Annotated in this window: 17 protein-coding genes; 13 read left to right on the forward strand and 4 right to left on the reverse strand. The window is 65.9% G+C overall.

What is annotated here, in order from left to right; translation table 11 throughout:
- Position 1: 1 nt before the first annotated feature.
- Complete coding sequence (locus AC1DKD_RS02065; RefSeq protein ID WP_441628432.1) at positions 2-697, reverse strand: DUF1175 domain-containing protein; 696 nt, start codon at positions 695-697, stop codon at positions 2-4.
- The gene (locus AC1DKD_RS02070; protein WP_477142878.1) at positions 697-2,478 is read right to left on the reverse strand and encodes a DUF2138 family protein; all 1,782 of its coding nucleotides are present in this window, start codon (positions 2,476-2,478) and stop codon (positions 697-699) included. Before AC1DKD_RS02070 ends, AC1DKD_RS02065 begins: the two co-directional genes overlap by 1 nt.
- 260 nt (positions 2,479-2,738) lie before the next feature.
- On the opposite strand from AC1DKD_RS02070, the gene AC1DKD_RS02075 reads away from it, so the two are divergent.
- Positions 2,739-3,677 carry an amino acid ABC transporter substrate-binding protein gene (locus AC1DKD_RS02075; RefSeq protein WP_035862875.1) on the forward strand — a complete coding sequence of 313 codons (939 nt, stop codon included), beginning with the start codon at positions 2,739-2,741 and terminating at the stop codon, positions 3,675-3,677.
- A gap of 381 nt (positions 3,678-4,058) precedes the next feature.
- Positions 4,059-4,370, forward strand: a complete 312-nt coding sequence (locus AC1DKD_RS02080; protein WP_441628436.1) for an amino acid ABC transporter permease — start codon at positions 4,059-4,061, stop codon at positions 4,368-4,370.
- A gap of 83 nt (positions 4,371-4,453) precedes the next feature.
- On the opposite strand, the gene AC1DKD_RS02085 is transcribed toward AC1DKD_RS02080, so the two are convergent.
- Positions 4,454-5,344 carry a hypothetical protein gene (locus tag AC1DKD_RS02085; protein WP_441628438.1) on the reverse strand — a complete coding sequence of 297 codons (891 nt, stop codon included), beginning with the start codon at positions 5,342-5,344 and terminating at the stop codon, positions 4,454-4,456.
- Between the two features lie 152 nt (positions 5,345-5,496).
- Here AC1DKD_RS02085 and AC1DKD_RS02090 point away from each other — a divergent pair, with 152 nt between their 5' ends.
- The 8 genes from AC1DKD_RS02090 to AC1DKD_RS02125 all read left to right on the forward strand — a co-directional run bounded on the left by AC1DKD_RS02090 (position 5,497) and on the right by AC1DKD_RS02125 (position 13,772).
- Positions 5,497-6,060: an HdeD family acid-resistance protein gene (locus tag AC1DKD_RS02090; protein WP_441628440.1), complete on the forward strand. Its 564-nt coding sequence runs from the start codon at positions 5,497-5,499 to the stop codon at positions 6,058-6,060.
- A gap of 521 nt (positions 6,061-6,581) precedes the next feature.
- A complete protein-coding gene (locus tag AC1DKD_RS02095) occupies positions 6,582-8,354 on the forward strand; it encodes a glycosyltransferase family 39 protein (protein WP_441628442.1) in 1,773 nt (590 codons plus the stop codon).
- Entirely contained in the window at positions 8,351-8,722 is a 372-nt protein-coding gene (locus AC1DKD_RS02100; protein ID WP_035862867.1) for a DMT family transporter, read from the forward strand. Before AC1DKD_RS02095 ends, AC1DKD_RS02100 begins: the two co-directional genes overlap by 4 nt.
- 33 nt (positions 8,723-8,755) lie before the next feature.
- Entirely contained in the window at positions 8,756-9,919 is a 1,164-nt protein-coding gene (locus tag AC1DKD_RS02105; protein ID WP_477142879.1) for a DegT/DnrJ/EryC1/StrS family aminotransferase, read from the forward strand.
- Positions 9,898-10,890: a glycosyltransferase gene (locus AC1DKD_RS02110; protein WP_035862864.1), complete on the forward strand. Its 993-nt coding sequence runs from the start codon at positions 9,898-9,900 to the stop codon at positions 10,888-10,890. The genes AC1DKD_RS02105 and AC1DKD_RS02110 overlap by 22 nt, the downstream gene beginning before the upstream one ends.
- Positions 10,878-11,819, forward strand: coding sequence for a formyltransferase (locus AC1DKD_RS02115; protein ID WP_441628447.1), 942 nt, complete (start codon positions 10,878-10,880; stop codon positions 11,817-11,819). Before AC1DKD_RS02110 ends, AC1DKD_RS02115 begins: the two co-directional genes overlap by 13 nt.
- Entirely contained in the window at positions 11,816-12,868 is a 1,053-nt protein-coding gene (locus tag AC1DKD_RS02120; RefSeq protein WP_441628449.1) for a bifunctional UDP-4-keto-pentose/UDP-xylose synthase, read from the forward strand. Before AC1DKD_RS02115 ends, AC1DKD_RS02120 begins: the two co-directional genes overlap by 4 nt.
- Positions 12,869-12,881: 13 nt before the next feature.
- Positions 12,882-13,772 carry a polysaccharide deacetylase family protein gene (locus AC1DKD_RS02125; RefSeq protein WP_441628451.1) on the forward strand — a complete coding sequence of 297 codons (891 nt, stop codon included), beginning with the start codon at positions 12,882-12,884 and terminating at the stop codon, positions 13,770-13,772.
- 51 nt (positions 13,773-13,823) lie between these two features.
- Here the strand turns inward: AC1DKD_RS02125 and AC1DKD_RS02130 are convergent, their stop codons facing one another.
- A complete protein-coding gene (locus AC1DKD_RS02130; RefSeq protein ID WP_477111531.1) occupies positions 13,824-16,214 on the reverse strand; it encodes a heavy metal translocating P-type ATPase in 2,391 nt (796 codons plus the stop codon).
- Positions 16,215-16,466: 252 nt separating this feature from the next.
- On the opposite strand from AC1DKD_RS02130, the gene czcI reads away from it, so the two are divergent.
- From czcI to AC1DKD_RS02145, 3 genes are all read left to right on the forward strand, one after another.
- Positions 16,467-16,862 carry a cation efflux protein, CzcI family gene (gene czcI, locus AC1DKD_RS02135; RefSeq protein ID WP_441628455.1) on the forward strand — a complete coding sequence of 132 codons (396 nt, stop codon included), beginning with the start codon at positions 16,467-16,469 and terminating at the stop codon, positions 16,860-16,862.
- Between the two features lie 76 nt (positions 16,863-16,938).
- Positions 16,939-18,207, forward strand: coding sequence for a TolC family protein (locus tag AC1DKD_RS02140; protein ID WP_477111530.1), 1,269 nt, complete (start codon positions 16,939-16,941; stop codon positions 18,205-18,207).
- Between the two features lie 16 nt (positions 18,208-18,223).
- Positions 18,224-19,810 carry an efflux RND transporter periplasmic adaptor subunit gene (locus tag AC1DKD_RS02145; RefSeq protein ID WP_477142880.1) on the forward strand — a complete coding sequence of 529 codons (1,587 nt, stop codon included), beginning with the start codon at positions 18,224-18,226 and terminating at the stop codon, positions 19,808-19,810.
- Positions 19,811-19,819 lie beyond the last annotated feature (9 nt).

A 19,819-nucleotide genomic window follows, 5' to 3' on the forward strand; every position in this document is an offset into this window, starting at 1 on the left:
TTTACCTCGACAAAAAGGCGAAACGGAATACGCCGATGAAATTGGGATTGCCGTCCTGCGGCTGCCAGCGCGAATCGTTCCATTGCATCAGACGGGAAAGGGTGACGGCACGCAGGCCGTTATCGGTACTGGTCACGGTGCCGGTGTGGTAGGCCAGGTACTGGCCCATCCAGATCATCAGGTGCTGTTCGTCGCCCTGGTCGTAGAAAAGCAGGTCGCCGGGCTGGGCCAGGTTGACGTTCCGGGCAACGAAGCGGCTATTGCCCTGCACCAGCGCAAGGGCCGAGGCATAAGCCCCTGTACTGCCGTCGGCGCGGGTCCAGCGCTGGCCAAGCGTTCGCTGGCCCGGGCTCAGGCTCAGCTCAGGCGGCAGCTGGCGTGCCGAAGCACCGCCTTGCATGCCGTTGGCACGCAGCCAGCGTGCGTCATGCACCTTGAGCGCCTCGCCCACGGCAAAGCGCACCAGACCCGCGCAATCGCGCTGGTACCAGCGCGGGGTCGGGCCCTGGCGCAATTGCTCGCCGACGATGCGTACGAACCATGCGCGAAACGCCGCCGACTGCGTGACATCGAGCGAGTCCGCCCCGGGCGTGCCGGCATCCAGACCCGACAAGGCCCAGGCGCGGCCGCTGCCAGCCAGCGGCAAGCCAGCCACCAGCGCCGCCAGCATTGCGCGGCGGCCTCGGCTTACAGCCATCACTGCGCGGCCTCTTGCGCCGACGGGGTCGCCAACGGTGCCGCAGCCAGCACGCCGCGCGGCGGCAAGCCTGCCTGTTGCCAGTTCACCTGCACCCACCCACGTCCGGACGGCAGGCTGTCGGCCAGCACCAATGACACCGCCGGGTAGGTCGCCAGCGCCTTCAGCTTGGGGAACAGGTGCGCGCGCGCCGCGTTCAGGAACAAGGCCTCCTGGTCCGCGGGCAATGCCTTCGTGGCCTCGCGCCGCACCAGGGGCGCCAGCGCCGAAGGGGTGAAGCTCAGCACGGTGCGAGCCTGCTGGCCACGCTGCATGGTGTCGGCCGCCGCCGGAAAGCGCTTGCCCTGCACCGCCAGCGYATCGTCGACCAGCGCGCCATCAGGCGAGAACAGCACGATATTGCCAGCCAGCGCCAGCGTCACGGGGAAATAGGCGCCCGCCGACAACTGGGCCGCGAACGGCGCACCCTTGGCCTCGCGCGTGCCGTAGGGCGAGCTGACCGCGCGCGACCAGAGCACGGCCCCGCCAGCGCCCTCGCGGTTCTGCACCGGCAGCCGCGCGTACGCGCCCTTCTCGCCACCGGCATTGGGCTCGTAGGCGCCGATCACCTGCCCGAACAGACTCGCCAGTACCGGGCGCAACGTGGCGGCGGCGTCAGCCGACTTGATCCGCGCGACGAACAGAGGCGCCACCAGCGCCGACTTGCTGTACCAGCACACCGCGGCCGGGCCGTCGAAGGCCTGCCCCACCTGCGTTGCCAGTTCCTCCTTGCCGTCACTGACCTTTTGCAACATCTTGCCGGCGGCCTGCCAGTCGACCGGCAGCGTGGCGCAAGCGGCGGGGTCGGCCGGCAAGGCCTTCCAGAGTTCGGCCGTGTTCCACTGGCCGGGCAGGCGCGCGCCATCTACCAGCACCGCGCTGCGCCAGACGACATCGTCGGCTCCAGCCTTGGGGTCGGCGCCGGCAAGATCGAAGCGCAGCGCTTCGATGCCTGGAAAGAAGGCCTGGTAGCCAAACGAGAGGTAGTTCGCCCCCACCACCACACGGTGGCCCTTGGACGGACCCTTGGCGGCATCCAGTGCGAACGATTGCAGCGGGGCCTCGCGGGCGCCGGCGTCGTCGGACAGCCAGGCGGCCACTGCCTTGGCGCGGGCCGCAATCGGTTTGCTCTCGGCGTCGAGCAACATGCCTGCTTCGGACAGGATCACCAGCCGGTCGCCCTTGCCCGCCAGCAGCAGGCTGCGCGCCGGCCCGACCCGCAGCGCGTACAGCGGCGTGCCGTCGATTTCGCCGGCGCGGCTCAGTTGCGTGTCGGCCGGGGCGATGGTGCCCAGAGTCTGCAGCACCTTGGCCAGCCCGTTGCGCTCCATCGACAGCGCCCAATAGCGCAAGGTGCCATCGGCGCCGCGCCACGCCATGAGCCGGCCCGGTTCGTCGAACACGCGCTTGAGCAATGCGTCGCTCCAGTCCAGCTCGTGTTCGAAGGCTATGCGGCGCAAGGCGCCGGCAGCGGACAGACGGCCTTCATTGTCTTCGTAGTAATTGACGAAATCTTCGGTGAGCACGTCCCGCAACAGCGGCACGCGCAGCATGTCGCGCGGCAGGCTGGACAGGCTTTCGCTGTCGGCCAGCGCGTCCGGGCGGTTGAAATCAAGCTCAAGCTGGCGCGGCTGCCCCTTCCAGGCGCGGCCGAACGGGTGCCAGACCAGTTGCACCGCGACACCCGCGGCTACTGCCAGCGCAACAGCACCCAGCGCGATCTTCTTGCGCGAAATAGTCATGATTCCCTTCGCTATCGTGATCACTGCACGTCACAGACGCAGCGAACCCGGTAGCGTACCGCGCACATCCAGTCCGCCGCAACCCGACGAACGTGAAATTTTGTGAAACCGCGCCGGGCGCTGCGCGCGCCGGGAAACCGCTCATCCGCGGCATCGCATTGCCTCTGGCTAATCCCCGGCGGATATTTGCTAATGACGAAGATGTACTTTGCCTAGCAAGGCCTCGGGCGTAGCCTTGCGGTTTTTGAAATATTCGACATATGTTTCCGTTTTCCACTTTGACCAGCGCCGGCGCATCGCGCGCCTCGCACCTGCTGGTCAAGCTAGTCTTCGCCGCGGCGGCCGCGCTGTCGTTCTCCGCCCCTCAGGCAGCCCAGGCGCAAAGCCCGGTACTGGACAAGATTCGCAATACCGGCACGATCGTGCTTGGCTACCGGGAATCGGCCCTGCCGTTCTCCTTCGCCGACGACAAGGGCGAGCCTGCGGGCTACGCGGTGGACTTGTGCCTGCGCGCCGCCGAAGCCGCGCGCGTGAAGCTTGGGCTGAAGACGATCAAGGTGCGATGGATGCCGCTCACGCCGCAGAACCGCATCCCGGCCGTGGTCAACGGGCTGGTGGATCTGGATTGCGCGCCCAATACAAATTCGCTGGAGCGCCAGAAGCAGGTAGCTTTCAGCGTCTCCCATTACATCTCCACGGTACGCATGCTGGTGCGCGCGGACTCCGGCATCCAGTCATTCGATGACCTGCGCGGCAAGAACGTGGTAACGAGCGCCGGCTCCACCGGCGACCGCCACGTGCGCCGCCTGAAGAGCCAGTATGGTTACCACGACATCTACGCCAAGGATCATGGCGAGTCCTTCCTGCTGCTGGAATCCGGCCGCGCCCAGGCGTTTGTGATGGACGACGTGTTGCTGTCGGGGCTGCGCGCCCGCGCCAAGGACCCGTCGCAGTTCGTAATCGTGGGTCCCGCCCTGTCGGTCGAGCAGAATGCGTTGATGATGTCCAGGGCGGACCCGGAATGGAAGCAACTCGTCGACCAGACCCTCGCGTCGGTATTCGCGGGCCCGCAGGTCGTCGCCTTGCAGAAGCAATGGTTCCAGCAGCCGATCGGCGCGCGCAATATCAATCTTGCACTGGCGCCGAGCACGCAGGTGCGGGATGCATGGAAACACCCTTCGGACGTCGCCACGGAATAAATCCTGACGACGCATCGGAAGCCTCCGCGGCCGCCAGGCTCCCGGGGGCTTTTTTTTCGCAAGCGTCAGCGTGCGCCGGGCGCCCAACGGAGCCGAACTCGCAGCACTGCGCGCCGACAGCCGCCAAAGTGCTCAACAATTCATATTCAGCATTAACCGTCAAGCAAGTCTTGCCGACAAAGGCAATAGCGGCTTTCCATAAGTCAGCACAAAGCTGTGCATTTCACAATACAGCACGTGTTGACAGCCGGGCGAAATGTTGGCGACACTGGGACCAGGCGGACAAACCCGGCATGGTGCCTGGCCCTTGGCAAGGCCACCTTCCCCCGTCAGTTTCCGCGTATTCGAACCGCCGGAAGGCGGCATTTTCCAGGAGAAAACATGAATAAGTTCGTCGCGACAGCCATCGCGCTGTGCATTGGCGCCGTCTCCGTGGCTGCCCAGGCGCAATCCACCGGCAAGAAACAATTCGACCCGTATAGCCAGGGCGCCAAGTCGGGCGAGAAGTTCGACCCGTACAGCCAGGGTGCCAAGTCCGGTGACAAGTTCGACCCGTATTCCCAGGGCGCGAACAAGAGCACCCGCACGGACCTGACCGACGCCTCGGCGCCGGAGGCCAAGAAGCCGGCCAAGAAGACCAAGAGCAATAGCAAGAGCAAGAAGCCCGCTGCATCGGCCGCAGCCGCCAGCTGACCGGCAAGGCGCGCCGGAACCCGGCGCTCGCCAGCAAAAAGCCCGCCGATCCTGGCGGGCTTTTTGTCTTGCGCGTCCGTGCGCTATCGCGTGGGGGGAACGTCAGGTGCTGTCGTGTCCAACTCCATCGCCGTGACGTCGATACGCTGTACCTTATCCTGCTGGCGGATCTCCGTACGCAGCACGAATGCCTCGGCAGGGCAATACCAGTCCGTTACGTGCATGACGGTGGGCTCGACCTGCACCACCTCCTCTCCCACCATCAGCGGCCCCAGCGAGGTCCGCTTTTCGTAGGTGATGGGCATGCACTCCTTGCGCCCCAGCACGGTATCGATCATCTGGCGCTTGCCCACATGGCGGGAGCTGACACTGATCGAGGCGTACAGCGCGCGCATGCTTCCCACGACCTCATCCGCGCCCAGCGGAAATATCTGCAGCGATACGCTGGACTCGAACGCCTCGCCCTCGATGGTGCTGCCCTCGTGGATATCCATGCCCGCATAGCTGAACACACCCTGGCCCCTGAAGGCGGCCTCGCCATACATGCGCGCATAGCGCCCCTGCGCGTTGATGACGGCATGCTCGCTCTCAATGCTGCTCCTGGCGGTAGCGGAACGGCGGTCGATATTGACCATGTGGACCTGGTTCATGATGACCGGCGGCCCCATCAGCGCGGACAATGCCGACTTGGAACGCACCTCGAGTTGCGCCCGGCATCCTGTCGGGCTCTTGGTGGTGCGCCGCAATGTCATGGTGACCGACATGGGCATGGCGCCATCGCCCTCCATCTGCACCCGTGAACCGGAACGGAACCAGGGCGCATCGCAAAGCACGGCAAGGGGTCGCAACGGCGCACTATCGGCCGGGGCCGCGGCGGCCACTGAGGTGGTCTGCGCCTGCGCAGGATTACCCGCTGCCAGCCACACRACTCCGGCAACCGCCGCAGCCTTTGCCCTTTGCGCCTTTGTCCTCACATGATTCCTGTCTAGAATGATTTCACGCCCCCGTCCGTTCCGCCGAAGGATCGCTGGCTAGAAATTAGCGCTTTTTTGCACGCCTGTCTTGCCGATCTTCGACGGTCTTCATCACTGCTGGCCCGGTGCCGGCAGCTTGCAAGGGAGTTCCTATGCTTCAGTATTACGCCAAGCTTTGGTGGGTCGTGGCACTACGCGGCATTTTCGCCATTGTTTTCGGGTTTTGTGCCTTTTTCGCCCCCATTGCCACGCTGGCCGCGCTCGTGCTGCTGTTCGGCGCCTTTGCCGCCGCCGACGGCATCACCGCGCTGCTGATGGCAATCTCAGGCAGCCAGCGGGAAGCCAGTGATCGCGGCATCCTCGCACTTCAGGGCCTGCTTGGGCTTGGCGTGGGCCTGCTGACCTGGTTCAGCCCCGTTGTGACCGCGTTTTCCCTGCTGTTATATATCGCCGCCTGGACGCTCGCCACGGGCGTCTTGCAGATCGTCGCCGCCATACGCCTGCGTAAGGACATTCCTAATGAATGGTGGCTGGTGCTGGCCGGACTGGTCAGCATCGTGTTCGCCTTTTTGCTGCTTTGGCAACCGCTTGCCGGCGCGCTGGCGCTCCTATGGCTGATCGGTGCCTGGGCGGTGGTGTGCGGCATCCTGCTTATCGGCGTCTCGCTGCGTTTACGGGGCGCCAGAAACACGCCCAATACATCACTTTTAACCTGAGAGGCGCAACCTGCCTGGATCGGCCTGGGAGCGCTGGCCCAGCGAGCGGCGGCGGGTCCCGGCGGTCGTGCTAACATTGCGCGCCTTTGTCACATAGTAACTACGGTTAGTCATGCGGCAAGGGCATGGAAGGCCAAGCGCTTGGAAGGCATAAAAGCAAAGGCGGCCGGCAGGATCGATTGCCCTTACTTTGTGTCTACCGAAGCTACGGTTGCCGCGTTGTGATGTTTTCTCCGGGCTCCCCGTACCGTCTAGGGTGTGGCGCCAGCCGGAGTGATTTCCGGGACCTCAGGGCGGCAGCGGCATGCTAAGCGTGCTGGGGGCGGTCGCGCCATGGCGAACCGGTGCGCTTGCCTGCAATGGCCGCAGGCGGGGCAAACCAACGGGCCTGAAGCCGCAGGTTGTGGCGACTGGCCTACCCGGCGGCGGCAGGCGCCACGACCGTTACATTCCGTCAGGCCCGAGAATCGGCCGTTCCGGGCGCAAGCCCAACGGCCACCCGATCAGTTTCCAGGAGACGTATGCGTAGTTCCGTGACCTCGCGAGATACCTCGCGAAGCACCGCACAAGGTGTTTCGCAATCCGCCGGCCTGCCGATTGGCGCGATTGCACTGGTTTGCCTGTTTATTCTCCTGGTCTGGTTCGGCACGCTCGACGCACGCCACCTGCTGCGCTCCGATGAAGGGCGCTATGCCGAGATCGCCCGCGAGATGTTTGCCAGCGGTGACTGGGTCACGATTCGCTACAACGCGCTCAAATACTTCGAAAAGCCGCCCTTCCATATGTGGGTGACGGCCCTGTCCTACACCCTGTTCGGCGTAGGTGACTGGCAGGCCCGCCTCTGCGTGGCGCTGTCGGGCATGATCGGCCTGCTGGCTTCCGTGCTGGCGGCACATCGCTGGTATGGCGCGCGCGTCGCCCTGCTGACCGGCCTGGTCCTGGTGGCCGCGCCCATGTGGAGCGTGGCCGCGCACTTCAACTCGCTGGACATGACCCTGTCCGGCGCCATGGCCTGCGTGCTGGCCTTCATGCTGCTGGCCCAGCATCCCTCCGCCACGCCGGCCGCGCGCCGCTACTGGATGTGGGCTTGCTGGGTGGCCATGGGCGTGGCGATCCTGACCAAGGGCCTGGTGGGCATCGCCCTGCCGGGGCTGGTACTGGTGATCTACACCCTGGTTTCGCGCGATTTTGGCCTGTGGCGCCGCCTGCACCTGATCACCGGCATCGCGCTGATGCTGATCGTCACGGTGCCCTGGTTCTGGCTGGTGTCGGAGCGCAATCCGGAGTTCCTCAATTTCTTCTTTATCCATGAGCACTGGCAGCGCTATACCTCGACGGTGCACTCCCGCAAGGGCCCGCTATGGTATTTCGTGCCGCTGCTGGTGGCCGGCTTCATCCCCTGGCTGGGCCTGATGCCGCGCATGTGGCAGGCGATGCGCGGCGGCGCCGCCGCGGCCCGCACGGCCACCGTCAAACCATTCCAGCCGGCGTTGCTGGCAGGGATCTGGGCCATTGCCATCTTTGTCTTCTTCAGCCTGTCCAGCTCCAAGCTGCCCGGYTACATCGTGCCGATCTTCCCGGCTCTGGCTATCCTGGCGGCGGTCGCGCTCAAGGAGATTGACGAGAAGGCCTGGAAGCGCCAGCTCAATGGCATGCTGGTAGTGGCTGCGCTCGGCTTGCTGGCCAGCCCCGTGGTGGCCACCCTGAACTCCGACAATACGCCCAATGAACTGTACCGCCTGTTCGCGGTGTGGGTTGGCGCGGCCTTCGTGCTGATGCTCGGCGGCATCTTCCTGGCGCGCAAGCTGCTGGCCAGCAAAGGCCTGATGGTCAGCATCACGTTCTATGCGCTGGGCATGTTCAGCAGCTTTACCGTAGCGCTGCTCGGCCATGAAGTGATGGGGCGGCCGACTTCGGGCGTGGACATGGTCCCGGCCATCAAGGCGGTCCTTACCGATGACATGCCGATCTACGGCGTGCGCATGCTGGACCACACCTTGCCTTATTACCTGCGCCGCACCACCATCATGGTGGAATGGCCCGACGAACTCGAGTTCGGCACCAAGCAGGAGCCCGGGAAATGGCTGCCCACGCTGGAAGCCTTTATTGCAAAATGGCAGGATGGCCAGCACGCCGTAGGTATCATGTCGGCCTCCACCTACAAGCTGCTTGAAGAGCGCAAGGTGCCGATGTACAAGATCGGGCAAGACAAGCGCCGCGTGGCGGTCACCAATTTCCCGCCCCCCGGCCAGGCGCCGGCAGCAACACCGCAAGAACCGAACCGCGCGCCATGACGCTTTCCACCTTCGCATTTATCTTTACTGGCGTGCTGCTTAATGCGTGCGCCCAGTTGCTGCTCAAGGCCGGCACCAATGCGGTGGGCGCCATCACGCTCGACCGCGCCACGCTGTTCACCACCGCCCTGCGCGTGTTGACGCAGTGGCCGGTGCTGGCCGGGCTGACCCTGTATGTGGTCAGTGTCGGCGTATGGATCGTCGGCTTGTCGCGCGTCGATGTGTCRATCGCCTACCCGATGCTTTCGCTCGGTTATGTAGTGAATGCCCTGGCTGCCTGGTACCTGTTCGGCGAAATGATCGGCCCGATGCGCGTGGCCGGCATGCTGCTGATCCTCGCAGGCGTGTTCCTTGTTGCCCGTTCCTGATTACCGTCACCCCGTACCAAGAGCCTGATCGCCATGACCGCTACCGCTGCGCAAGCCTTCCTGCCCTTCGTCAAGCCGAATATTGACGCCGATGCCATCGCCGAGGTCGGCAAGGTGCTKGCCTCSGGCTGGATCACCTCCGGCCCCAAGATGCACGCTTTCGAAGCCGCCCTGTCCGAGCTGTTCGGCGGCCGCCCCGTGCGCACCTTCGCCAATGGCTCGGCGACGATGGAAATCGCGCTGCGCGTGGCCAATATCGGCCCCGGCGACGAAGTCATCACCACCCCGATTACCTGGGTGGCCACGGCCAATGTCGTGATCACGGTGGGTGCCAGGCCCGTCTTCGTCGACATCGACCCGCGCACGCGCAATATCGATCTTGACGCGGTGGAAGCCGCCATCACGCCGCGCACGCGCGCCATCATGCCGGTCTACCTGTCGGGCCTGCCGGTGGACATGGACCGTCTCTACGCAATCGCCCGCAAGCATGATCTGCGCGTGATCGAAGACGCCGCGCAGGCCATCGACTCGCGCTGGCGCGGCCAGCGCATCGGCGCCTTCGGCGACCTCGTCAGCTTCAGCTTCCAGGCCAACAAAAACATCACCAGCGTCGAAGGCGGCTGCCTGGTGATGAACTCGCCCGAGGAAGCCCAGCGCGCCGAGCGCCTTCGCCTGCAAGGCGTGATCCGCACCGGCATGGACGGCATGGACGTGGAGGAGCCCGGCGGCAAATTCAACCTGACCGATGTCAACGCCGCCATCGGCCTGTCGCAGCTCGCCCACCTGGACGCCATCACCGCGCGCCGCGCCGAACTGGCGGAGACCTATTTCCGCTGTGCGGCCGACAGCGGCCTGGCCGAACTCGGCATCGAACTGCCACTGCCGCGCGACGGCGACCTGGCCACCACCAACTGGCATATGTTCCAGGTGGTGCTGCCAGCCGAACGTATCGAAGGCGGGCGCAACGCCGTGATGGAAGCCATGCGCGAGCGTGGCATCGGCACCGGCGTGCACTACCCCGCCCTGCACCTGTTTTCTTATTACCGCTCCCTGGGCTGGCGCGAAGGCATGCTGCCGCATGCCGAACGCATCGGTCGGGGCATCGTCACGCTGCCGMTGTTCCCYGCCATGCAWGCCRCCGATGTGGAGCGGGTATGCGCAACTCTTAGCGAAACATGCAAACGCCTCTTCAAATGAGCCCAGTCGAAGTCTCGGTCGTCATCCCTGTCTACAACGAGGAAGACGGCCTGCAAGCCCTGTTCGACCGGCTCTACCCGGCAATGGACGGACTCGGCTGCAGCTACGAGGTCATCTTCGTCAACGACGGCAGTCGCGACCGTTCGGCGCAGATCCTGGCCAGCCAGTTCCATCAGCGCCCTGACGTCACGCGCGTGGTCCTGTTCAACGGCAACTTTGGCCAGCACATGGCCATCCTGGCCGGCTTCGAGCACACCCGCGGCAAGATCGTGATCACCCTTGACGCCGACTTGCAAAACCCGCCGGAAGAAATCCCGCGGCTGGTGGCAACCATGCGCGAAGGCCACGACTACGTCGGCACCATCCGCCGCGAGCGCAACGACACCGCCTTCCGCCGCATTGCCTCCCGCGCCATGAACCGGCTGCGCGAACGCATCACGCGCATCAAGATGACCGATCAGGGCTGCATGCTGCGCGCCTACGACCGCAACGTCATCGACACCATCAACGCCTGCCGCGAGGTGAACACCTTCATTCCCGCGCTGGCTTATACCTTCTCCTCCAACCCGGTCGAGATCGTGGTGGAGCACGAGGAGCGCCACGCCGGCGAATCCAAGTACTCGCTGTTCCAGCTGATCCGGCTGAACTTCGACCTGGTGACCGGCTTCTCGATCGTGCCGCTGCAGTGGTTCTCCGCCATCGGCACGTTGCTTTCGCTGGCATCCGCCGGCCTGGTGGCCGTGCTGCTGGTACGGCGCTTTGTTCTCGGCGCGGAAGTGCAGGGTGTGTTCACCCTGCTCGCCTTCAACTTCTTCCTGGTGGGCATCATGCTGTTCGGCATCGGCCTGCTGGGCGAATACATCGGGCGCATCTACCAGGAGGTGCGCAACCGTCCGCGCTACCGCATCCAGGCCGTGCTCGAAGGCAGCCCGGAGCAGCAAAAGAAACCGGAGCCCTCGTGCGCGCAGTAGTCTTTGCTTATCACAACGTCGGCGACCGCTGCCTGCGCACGCTACGCGCGCGCGGCGTGGAGGTGGCGCTGGTGATCACCCACCGCGACCGCCCCGATGAAAACATCTGGTTCCGCCGCGTTGCCGATACCGCCGCCGAACTCGGCCTGCCCGTCTTGTACGGCGAAGACCCGGCCGACCCGGCGCTGGCCGCCGCGGTGGCCGCCGCGCGCCCGGACGTGATCTTCTCCTTCTACTACCGCGCGATGATTCCTGCGGCAGTGCTGGCGCTGGCGCCGCAAGGCGCGTTCAATATGCACGGCTCTCTGCTGCCCAGGTATCGTGGCCGCGTGCCGGTGAACTGGGCGGTGCTGCACGGCGAGACCGAAACCGGCGCCACGCTGCACGCCATGGAAGCCAAGCCGGATGCCGGCTATATCGTCGACCAGACCTCCGTGCCGATCCTGCCCGACGACACCGCCGGCGAAGTCTTCGAGAAGGTGACCGTCGCCGCCGAGCAAACGTTGTGGCGCGCCCTGCCCGCCATAATGTCCGGCAACACGCCGCAACTGCCCAACCGGCTGGCCGAAGGCAGCTACTTCTCGGGCCGCAAGCCCGAGGACGGCCGCATCGACTGGCAGCAACCCGCCGCGCAGGTGTATAACCTCATCCGCGCGGTAGCGCCGCCCTATCCCGGCGCCTTCACCGAGATCGGCGGACGCCGCTTCGTGGTGGCCCAGGCTCGCCGCCCGCAGGCGGCCCTGTTCCAGTCCGCCAGCGCCGCCCGCCCGGGCTTRCACGTGATCGACGGGCAGATCGTCGGCGTGTGCGGCGACGGCGGCGTGATCCTTGTACGCGAACTGCTGGACGATGGCGGCACCGCCGCCCCGGTCCCGGCAGACGCGCTTTCCGTATTTCTTACCGCATTGTCCAAAGAGGAAAACCGATGAAAAAGGTCCTGATTCTTGGCGTCAACGGCTTCATCGGCCACCACCTGACGCGCCGCATTCTCGAAACCACGTCGTGGGAAGTCTACGGCATGGACATGTCCAGCGACCGCCTTGGCGACCTGATCGACCATCCGCGCATGCACTTCTTTGAAGGTGACATCACCATCAACAAGGAGTGGATCGAGTACAACATCCGCAAGTGCGACGTGGTGCTGCCGCTGGTGGCCATCGCCACCCCCGCCACCTACGTGCGCCAGCCGCTGCGCGTGTTCGAACTGGACTTCGAAGCCAACCTGCCGATCGTGCGCGCCGCCGTGAAGTACGGCAAGCACCTGGTGTTCCCGTCCACCTCCGAGGTGTACGGCATGTGCCACGACGACGAATTCGACCCGGAATCCTCCGAGCTGATCTGTGGCCCGATCAACAAGCCGCGCTGGATCTATGCCTGCTCCAAGCAGTTGATGGACCGCGTGATCCACGCCTACGGCATGGAGCAAGGCCTGAACTACACGCTGTTCCGTCCGTTCAACTGGATCGGCGCCGGCCTGGATTCGATCTTCGAATCGAAGGAAGGCTCCTCGCGCGTGGTGACCCAGTTCCTGGGCCACATCGTGCGCGGCGAGCCGATCAAGCTGGTGGATGGCGGCGCGCAGAAGCGTGCCTTTGCCGACGTCACCGACGGCATCAGCGCCCTGATGCGCATCATCGAGAATCCGGACGGCGTTGCCACCGGCAAGATCTACAACATCGGCAACCCCCGCAATATCCACTCCGTGCGCGAACTGGCCGAGATGATGCTGAAGATGGCCGGCGACTACCCCGAGTACGCGGAAGAAGCCAAGAAGACCCAGATCGTGGAAACGTCCTCCGGCGATTTCTACGGCAAGGGCTACCAGGACGTGCAGAACCGCGTGCCGAAGATCGACAACACCGTGGAAGAACTCGGCTGGAAGCCGGAGGTCAGCATGGAAGACGCGCTGCGCGCCATCTTCGAAGCCTACCGCGGCAAGGTCGTGGAAGCGCGCACCCTGGTCGATTCGGCCAACTGAGCGCAAGCACCCGATGGCCCGTATCGCCCTCAAGGTCGACGTCGACACGCTGCGCGGCACCCGCGAAGGCGTGCCGGCGCTGCTCTCCATGCTGGCCCGCGTGCGGGCCGAGGCTACGTTTCTCTATAGCCTTGGCCCCGACCACACCGGATGGGCGCTGCGGCGCGTGTTTCGTCCCGGTTTCCTGAAGAAAGTCTCGCGCACCTCGGTGGTGTCGAACTACGGACTGCGCACGCTGATGTACGGCGTGCTGCTGCCCGGCCCCGACATCGGCCGCAAAGGCGCGGCCGAGATGCGCGCGGCGCGTGCGGCGGGACACGAATGCGGCATCCACACCTGGGACCATGTCTACTGGCAGGACAACGTGCGCGAGCGCGATGCCGCCTGGACCCGGCGCCAGATGCAAAGCGCATTCGACCGCTACGTCGAGATTTTCGGCGAAGCGCCGCCCACGCATGGCGCCGCCGGCTGGCAGATGAACGATGATGCCTTCCGCCAGATCGACGACTGGGGCATGGCGTATGCCTCCGACGGCCGCGGCACCGCGCCGTACATCCCCACCGTCGATGGCGTCGCATGCCGCCATGTGCAGATGCCCACCACGCTGCCAACGCTGGACGAGCTCATCGGCGTGGACGACCTGACCGAGGATAACGTCCACAAGGCCGTGCTGCGCCTGAGCGAAGGCGAGCGCGACCATGTCTTCACGCTGCACACGGAACTGGAAGGCGGGAAACTTGCGCCGGTGTTCAACCGGCTGCTGGATGGCTGGCGCGCGCAAGGGCATGAACTGGTATCGATGGGCACGTTCTACCGCCATCTCGATCCAGCCAGCCTGCCAACGGCGCCTGTTACCTGGGGCGCTATCGAAGGCCGCAGCGGCGAATTGATCATCCAGCCCTGACACCACGGCAAAAGGATTCTCGCGCCCCCTTCCCAGGGGGCGCGTCCGTTTTCAGGCGCGCCCTGCCTTCGCCAGGCGCAAGCCGTTGAACACTACCAGCAAGCTCGCCCCCATGTCGGCGAACACCGCCATCCACATGGTGCCCACGCCCATTACCGTCAGCGCGAGGAACACCGCCTTGATGCCAAGCGCCAGGATGATGTTCTGCTTCAATATGGCCGACGTCTGACGTGACAACCGGATAAATGCCGGGATCTTGCGCAGGTCGTCATCCATCAGCGCCACATCGGCGGTCTCGATCGCCGTGTCGGTTCCGGCGGCGCCCATGGCAAAGCCGATATCGGCGCGGGCCAGCGCGGGCGCGTCGTTGACGCCGTCACCCACCATGCCCACGACCACGCGCTTGCCGCCGCCCGCGCCACCCTCGGCCCCCTTCACGCTCAGCGCCGCAATGGCATCCGCCTTGTCCTGCGGCAGCTGATTGCCGCGCGCCTCGTCGATCTGTACCTGGGCGGCGATGGCCTGGGCCGTATGCGGGTTGTCGCCGGAGAGCATCAGCGTCTTGACGCCCAGCGCATGCAACTCCGCCACCGCCTGGCGGCTGCTGTCCTTGACCGTGTCCGCCACGCCGAACAGCGCCTCGACGCCGTGGTCGGCGCCCAGCAGCACGACTGTCTTTCCTTGCCGCTCCAGCGCTTCCAGCGTGGCTTCCAGTTCCGGCGAGCACAGCCCGCGGTCGTGGATCAGACGATGATTGCCCAGGTAGTAGGCGCGGCCGCTCACGCTGCCGCTGACGCCGTAACCCGGCAGCGCCGCGAAATCCTGCACTTCCAGCACCGCAAGGCCCTCGGCGCGCGCGGCGTTCGCCACGGCCATGGAGACCGGATGGTCGGAGCGGGCCGCGAGGCTGGCCGCGATGACGCGCGCCCTCTCGCTGGCCGCCGCGCCGCCCGCCACGATCTCGCCCAGTGGCTGGAAATCGGTCTGGACCGGCTTGCCGTGCGTGATGGTGCCGGTCTTGTCCAGCGCCAGCCATTTGAGATCCTTGCCCTGCTCCAGATAGACGCCACCCTTGATCAGGATGCCGCGCCGCGCGGCCGCGGCCAGCCCGCTGACAATGGTCACCGGCGTGGAGATCACCAGCGCGCATGGGCAGGCAATCACCAGCAGCACCAGCGCCTTATAGATCCAGGCGCTCCAGTCGCCATCCAGTACCAGCGGCGGCACCACGGCCACCATCACGGCGCCGAGGAACACCAGCGGCGTGTAGATGCGGGCAAAGCGATCGACAAAGCGCTGCGTGGGCGCGCGGCTGCCTTGCGCCGCCTCCACCGCGTGGATGATGCGCGCCAGCGTGGACCCGCTGGCCGGCGCCGTGACTTCGTACTCCAGTTCGCCCGCCTGGTTGATGGTGCCGGCAAACAGCGCATCGCCCACTGCCTTGTCGACCGGCACGCTCTCGCCGGTGATCGGTGCCTGGTCCAGCGTGGACTGGCCGCGCAGCACGCGGCCGTCGAGCGCCACACGCTCGCCGGGACGCAGCCGCACCAGCGCGCCGATGGGCACCGCGCAGGCATCCACCGGCAGCCAGTTGCCGTCCAGCTGCCGCACCGTGGCCTGCTCCGGCGCCATCGCCATCAAGCCGCGCACGGCATTGCGGGCGCGGTCCAGCGATGCCGCCTCGATGCGCTCGGCCAGCGCAAACAGCACCATGACCATGGCGGCCTCCGGCCATTGCCGGATCAGCATGGCGCCGGTGACGGCGATACTCATCAGCGCATTGATATTCAGGTTACCGTTGGACAGTGCAATCCAACCCTTCTTGTAGACGCCAAGCCCGGCCATGGCCACGGCCGCCAGTGCCAACAGGGGGGCCAGCCAATCCTGGGCAGGCACTTGCAGCCATCCCACCACCTCCGCACCGAGCGCGGCCACGCCGGCCAGCGCCAGCGGCCACCACGGCTTGGCGGCCTGCAGTGGCAACGCCGCCGCCTGCTCCGACAGCGGTTCGGCCTTCATGCCGAGGCTCTCGATGGCGCGCACCACCGGATCCAGAGAATCCAGCGTATGGTGCACCGTCAGTACGCGCTGCATCAGGTTGAACTGGAGCGCCGCCACGCCGGCCATGCTGCCCAGCTTGTTCCGGATCAGGGTCTCTTCCGTGGGGCAGTCCATCGCGTCGATGCGATAGCTGGCCGCGGCGGCGCCTGCCGGGACCGAAACGGGAGCCGCGGGCGCCGCACTGGCGCAGCCGCAGCACGCCGGGCTGGCAGCTTGGGCGCGGTGATCGTGAACATGATCATGGCCATGCTTGTGGTCCTCGCCATGGTCATGCTGGTGCACATGCTCGTGCTTGTGCGCGTGGTCATGTGCGTGTGAATGCCCGTGATCGGCACCCTTCTGGTCACGAAGCGAGGCTTGGTCTGGCGTGGCGCTAGGCATGGCGGTTTTTCCTGCTTGTTATTGCTTACCGTCCATTTAAGACCCTGGAGCGACTACAGGGTCAAGCGCATTGTGAATCATTCTCAAAGTGCAACATCCGGCGCCTCCGCGGGGAACCTCGCTGGTGGCCCGCACTCGAACCCGGCTTGAATGCAAGCGGCTGACCCGATACGGCACCTGCCGCCGCCTTTTGCGCCAGTGTTAAGCCACAGTCGCACAAGGGTCATGCTTCCTGCCTATATAATCCGCCGCATGCGACGTTTCCTGATCCTGCTTTTCGCCATCATGCTGCCGCTCCAGTTCGCCTGGGCCGGTGCGGCGGCGTATTGCCATCACGAAAGCGCACCGCAGGACAACACGATCGCGGCGGCCAGCGACAACTGGCATTTCGGCCACCATAGCCACGCCCACCAGGGCAAGGTCAGCCAGCACGGCAGTACCGACAGCAAGGACGGCAAGGGCAATATCAAGCTGCCCGATCTCGACTGCGCCGTCTGCCACTTTGCCAGCGCCCAGCTGGTTCTGCCGGACCTCGGCGCGACCGCCTTGCATCACGGCGTGGCCATCAGCTACCGGGCGCTTGCCGCGTCCTACCTGTCGGCGCCCGGCGCCCCCCCCGACCGCCCGCAGTGGTCTCTCGCCGTCTGACCGGCGAGACGACTCCCTTTACCTCCAGACTCTCGTCTCGCCGAACTTCCCTGGCTTTTTTCCCCGGTGAAATTCGATGAGAACACTTGTGATGCCGCTCGGGCTGGCGGCAGCTTTGCTCAGCCCTGCCGCGTTCGCCCAGAACGCGGCGACCACGCCATTCCCCGCTGCACAGGCAGCCCGGCAAATCGCGGAGCCTGCCGGCAGGCTAACGCTGGAAGATGCGCTCGCCCTCGCGGCCGGACGCAATTTCACGCTTTCGGCAGCCGGCCATGAACTTGATGCTGCCGAGGGCGGCATCATGCAGGCGCGCACCATCCCCAACCCGGAAGTCGCGGTGCTGTTCGAGGACAACCGCCGCGACACCCGCACCACAACGGCCCAGGTCAACCTGCCGGTCGAACTTGGCGGCAAGCGCTCCGCGCGGATCGGCGCGGCGCAGAAAGCGCGCGAACTCGCGCAATCGCAACTGGGCGCGACCCGCACCGACTTGCGCGCCGCCGTTGTAGGCGGCTTCTTTGCGGTGGTTATCGCACAGGAGCGCGTCAGGCTTGCGCGGGGCTCGGCCGATATCGCCGCCAAGGGCGCGCTGGCCGCGGCCCGCCGCGTGGCCGCCGGCAAGATCGCGCCGCTCGAGGAAAGCAAGGCGCGCGTCGAACAGGCCAATGCCGAGCTCGAAGTCGCCGACGCCGAGGCCGCGCTAGCCGTAGCGCGGCAGGCCCTGGCTGGCCTGTGGGGCAGCAGCGAAGCCCGCTTCCTTGAGGCCGCGGGCAATCTGGACACCCTCCCCGCGCGCCCCGACGGCGCCACCCTGATGCAAGCACTGGACAGCGCGCCGGAACTGGCGAACAGCCGGTTGGAGATGGAGCGGCGGCAGGCCGTCATTGGCGTGGAACGCAGCCGCCAGTATCCAGACCTGACCGTCAGCCTGGGCAGCAAGCGCGACAACAGTTCCGATCGCGGCACCATGCCTGTGCTGGGCGTGTCGCTGCCGTTGCCGCTATTCGACCGCAACCAGGGCAATCTGTACGCCGCCATGCGCCAGGCCGACAAGGCCGCCGACGAGTACCGCGCGACGCAGGTGCGGCTCGCCAATGAACTGCAGCAAGCCGCGCGGCAACTGACCGTATCCCGGACTTCGGCCGAAGCCCTCAAAGGCACCGTGCTGCCTGCCGCCCAGCAAGCCTACGAGGCCGCCACGCGAGGCTTCGAAGCCGGCAAGTTCAACTTCCTCGACGTGCTCGATGCGCAGCGCACCTGGTTCCAGGCGCGCATCCGCTATCTCGGCGTGGTCGCCACCGCCTACCAGGCCGCCACCACCATCGACCGCATTCTTGGCCGTTGAGTCAAAGGAACCCATCATGGCAATCAGCAGCAAGCAAAAAACGAGCATCGCCATCATCCTGGCCGGCGGCGCACTGGCCGGCGCGGCATTGATCTTCACCGGCCGCGGCAACAGCGCGGYCGAAGGCGGACACGGCGCGCATACTGAGGCCGCCGCCCACAACGACGGCGAGCATCACGACGGCAAAGCCGGCGCCGCGCACGACGACGACGCCGCACATGGCGACGGCGAGCATCACGAAAGCAGCACAGGCCCCAATGGCGGACAGTTGTTCAGGCAAGGCGATGCCAGCGTGGAAGTGCTGGTGGCCGAAGCCGGCGCCAGTGAAGGCGGCCCGCGCATGCGGATCTGGGTCGCACAAGGCGGCAAGGCCGTGGCGCCGGCGGGCATCAAGGTGTCGGGGCAACTGCAGCGCCTCACCGGCGAGAAGGAACCGCTGGTTTTCCGGCCCGCCGGGTCCTACCTGCAAAGCGAAGCCACGATCGCGGAACCGCACGCGTTCGATGCCAGCCTGAATGTGACGCTGCCGGCCAGCAACGCGCCCATCGCAATCAAGCTCGGCAAGGAAGAAGGCCGCGTCGAGATGACGCCCGGGCAGATCCAGGGCGCCGGGCTCACGCTGCTCGCCGCCGGCCCTGCGCGTATCGAGGCAACAGTCTCCTTCCCCGGCGAGATCCGCTTCAACGAGGACCGCACCGCCCACGTGGTGCCGCGCGTAGCCGGCGTGGTGGAAAGCGTGTCGGCCAACCTTGGGCAGCAAGTGAAAAAAGGCGACTTGCTGGCGGTGCTGGCCAGCACCGCGCTGTCCGACCAGCGCAGCGAACTGCTGGCCGCGCAAAAACGCCTGGAACTGGCCGAATCGACCTTCCAGCGCGAGAAGAAGCTCTGGGAAGACAAGATTTCCGCCGAGCAGGACTACCTGGCTGCGCGCACCGCGCTACAGGAAGCGCGCATCGCCACGCAAAACGCCACGCAGAAGCTGACCGCCATTGGCGCCAGCGGCAATGCGGGCGGCAAGTCGCTCAACCGCTTCGAGCTGCGCGCCCCCTTCGACGGCACCGTGGTGGAGAAGCACCTGGCGCTAGGCGAAGCCGTGGCGGCCGACGCCAACGTGTTCATCATCTCGGACCTGAGCACGGTATGGGCCGAATTCGTGATCGCGCCCAAGGACCTGGACCGCGTGCGCGTCGGCGAGAAGGTGAAGATCGCCTCCACCGCCTTCGACGGCAAGGCCGAGGGAACTGTCTCGTATGTCGGATCCCTGCTGGGCCAGCAAACCCGCACGGCTACGGCCCGCGTTACCCTGCCCAACCCGAAGATGGCCTGGCGTCCCGGCTTGTTCGTTACCGTGGGTGTGACCGATTCCAGCGCCGAGGTGCCGGYGGCCATCGACGCCCAGGCGCTGCAAAGCATTGGCGAACAGCAGGTGGTGTTCGTTGCCGTGCCGGGCGGCTTCCTGGCGCAGCCGGTCAAGACCGGACGCAGCGACGGCAAGCGGGTCGAGATCACGCACGGGATGCAGGCCGGCTGGAAGTACGTGGCCGGCAACAGCTTCGTGATCAAGGCCGAGTTGGGCAAGGCCGGCGCCGAGCATAGCCACTAAGCGGAGACA

The organism is Cupriavidus sp. 05T313 (assembly GCF_056396665.1).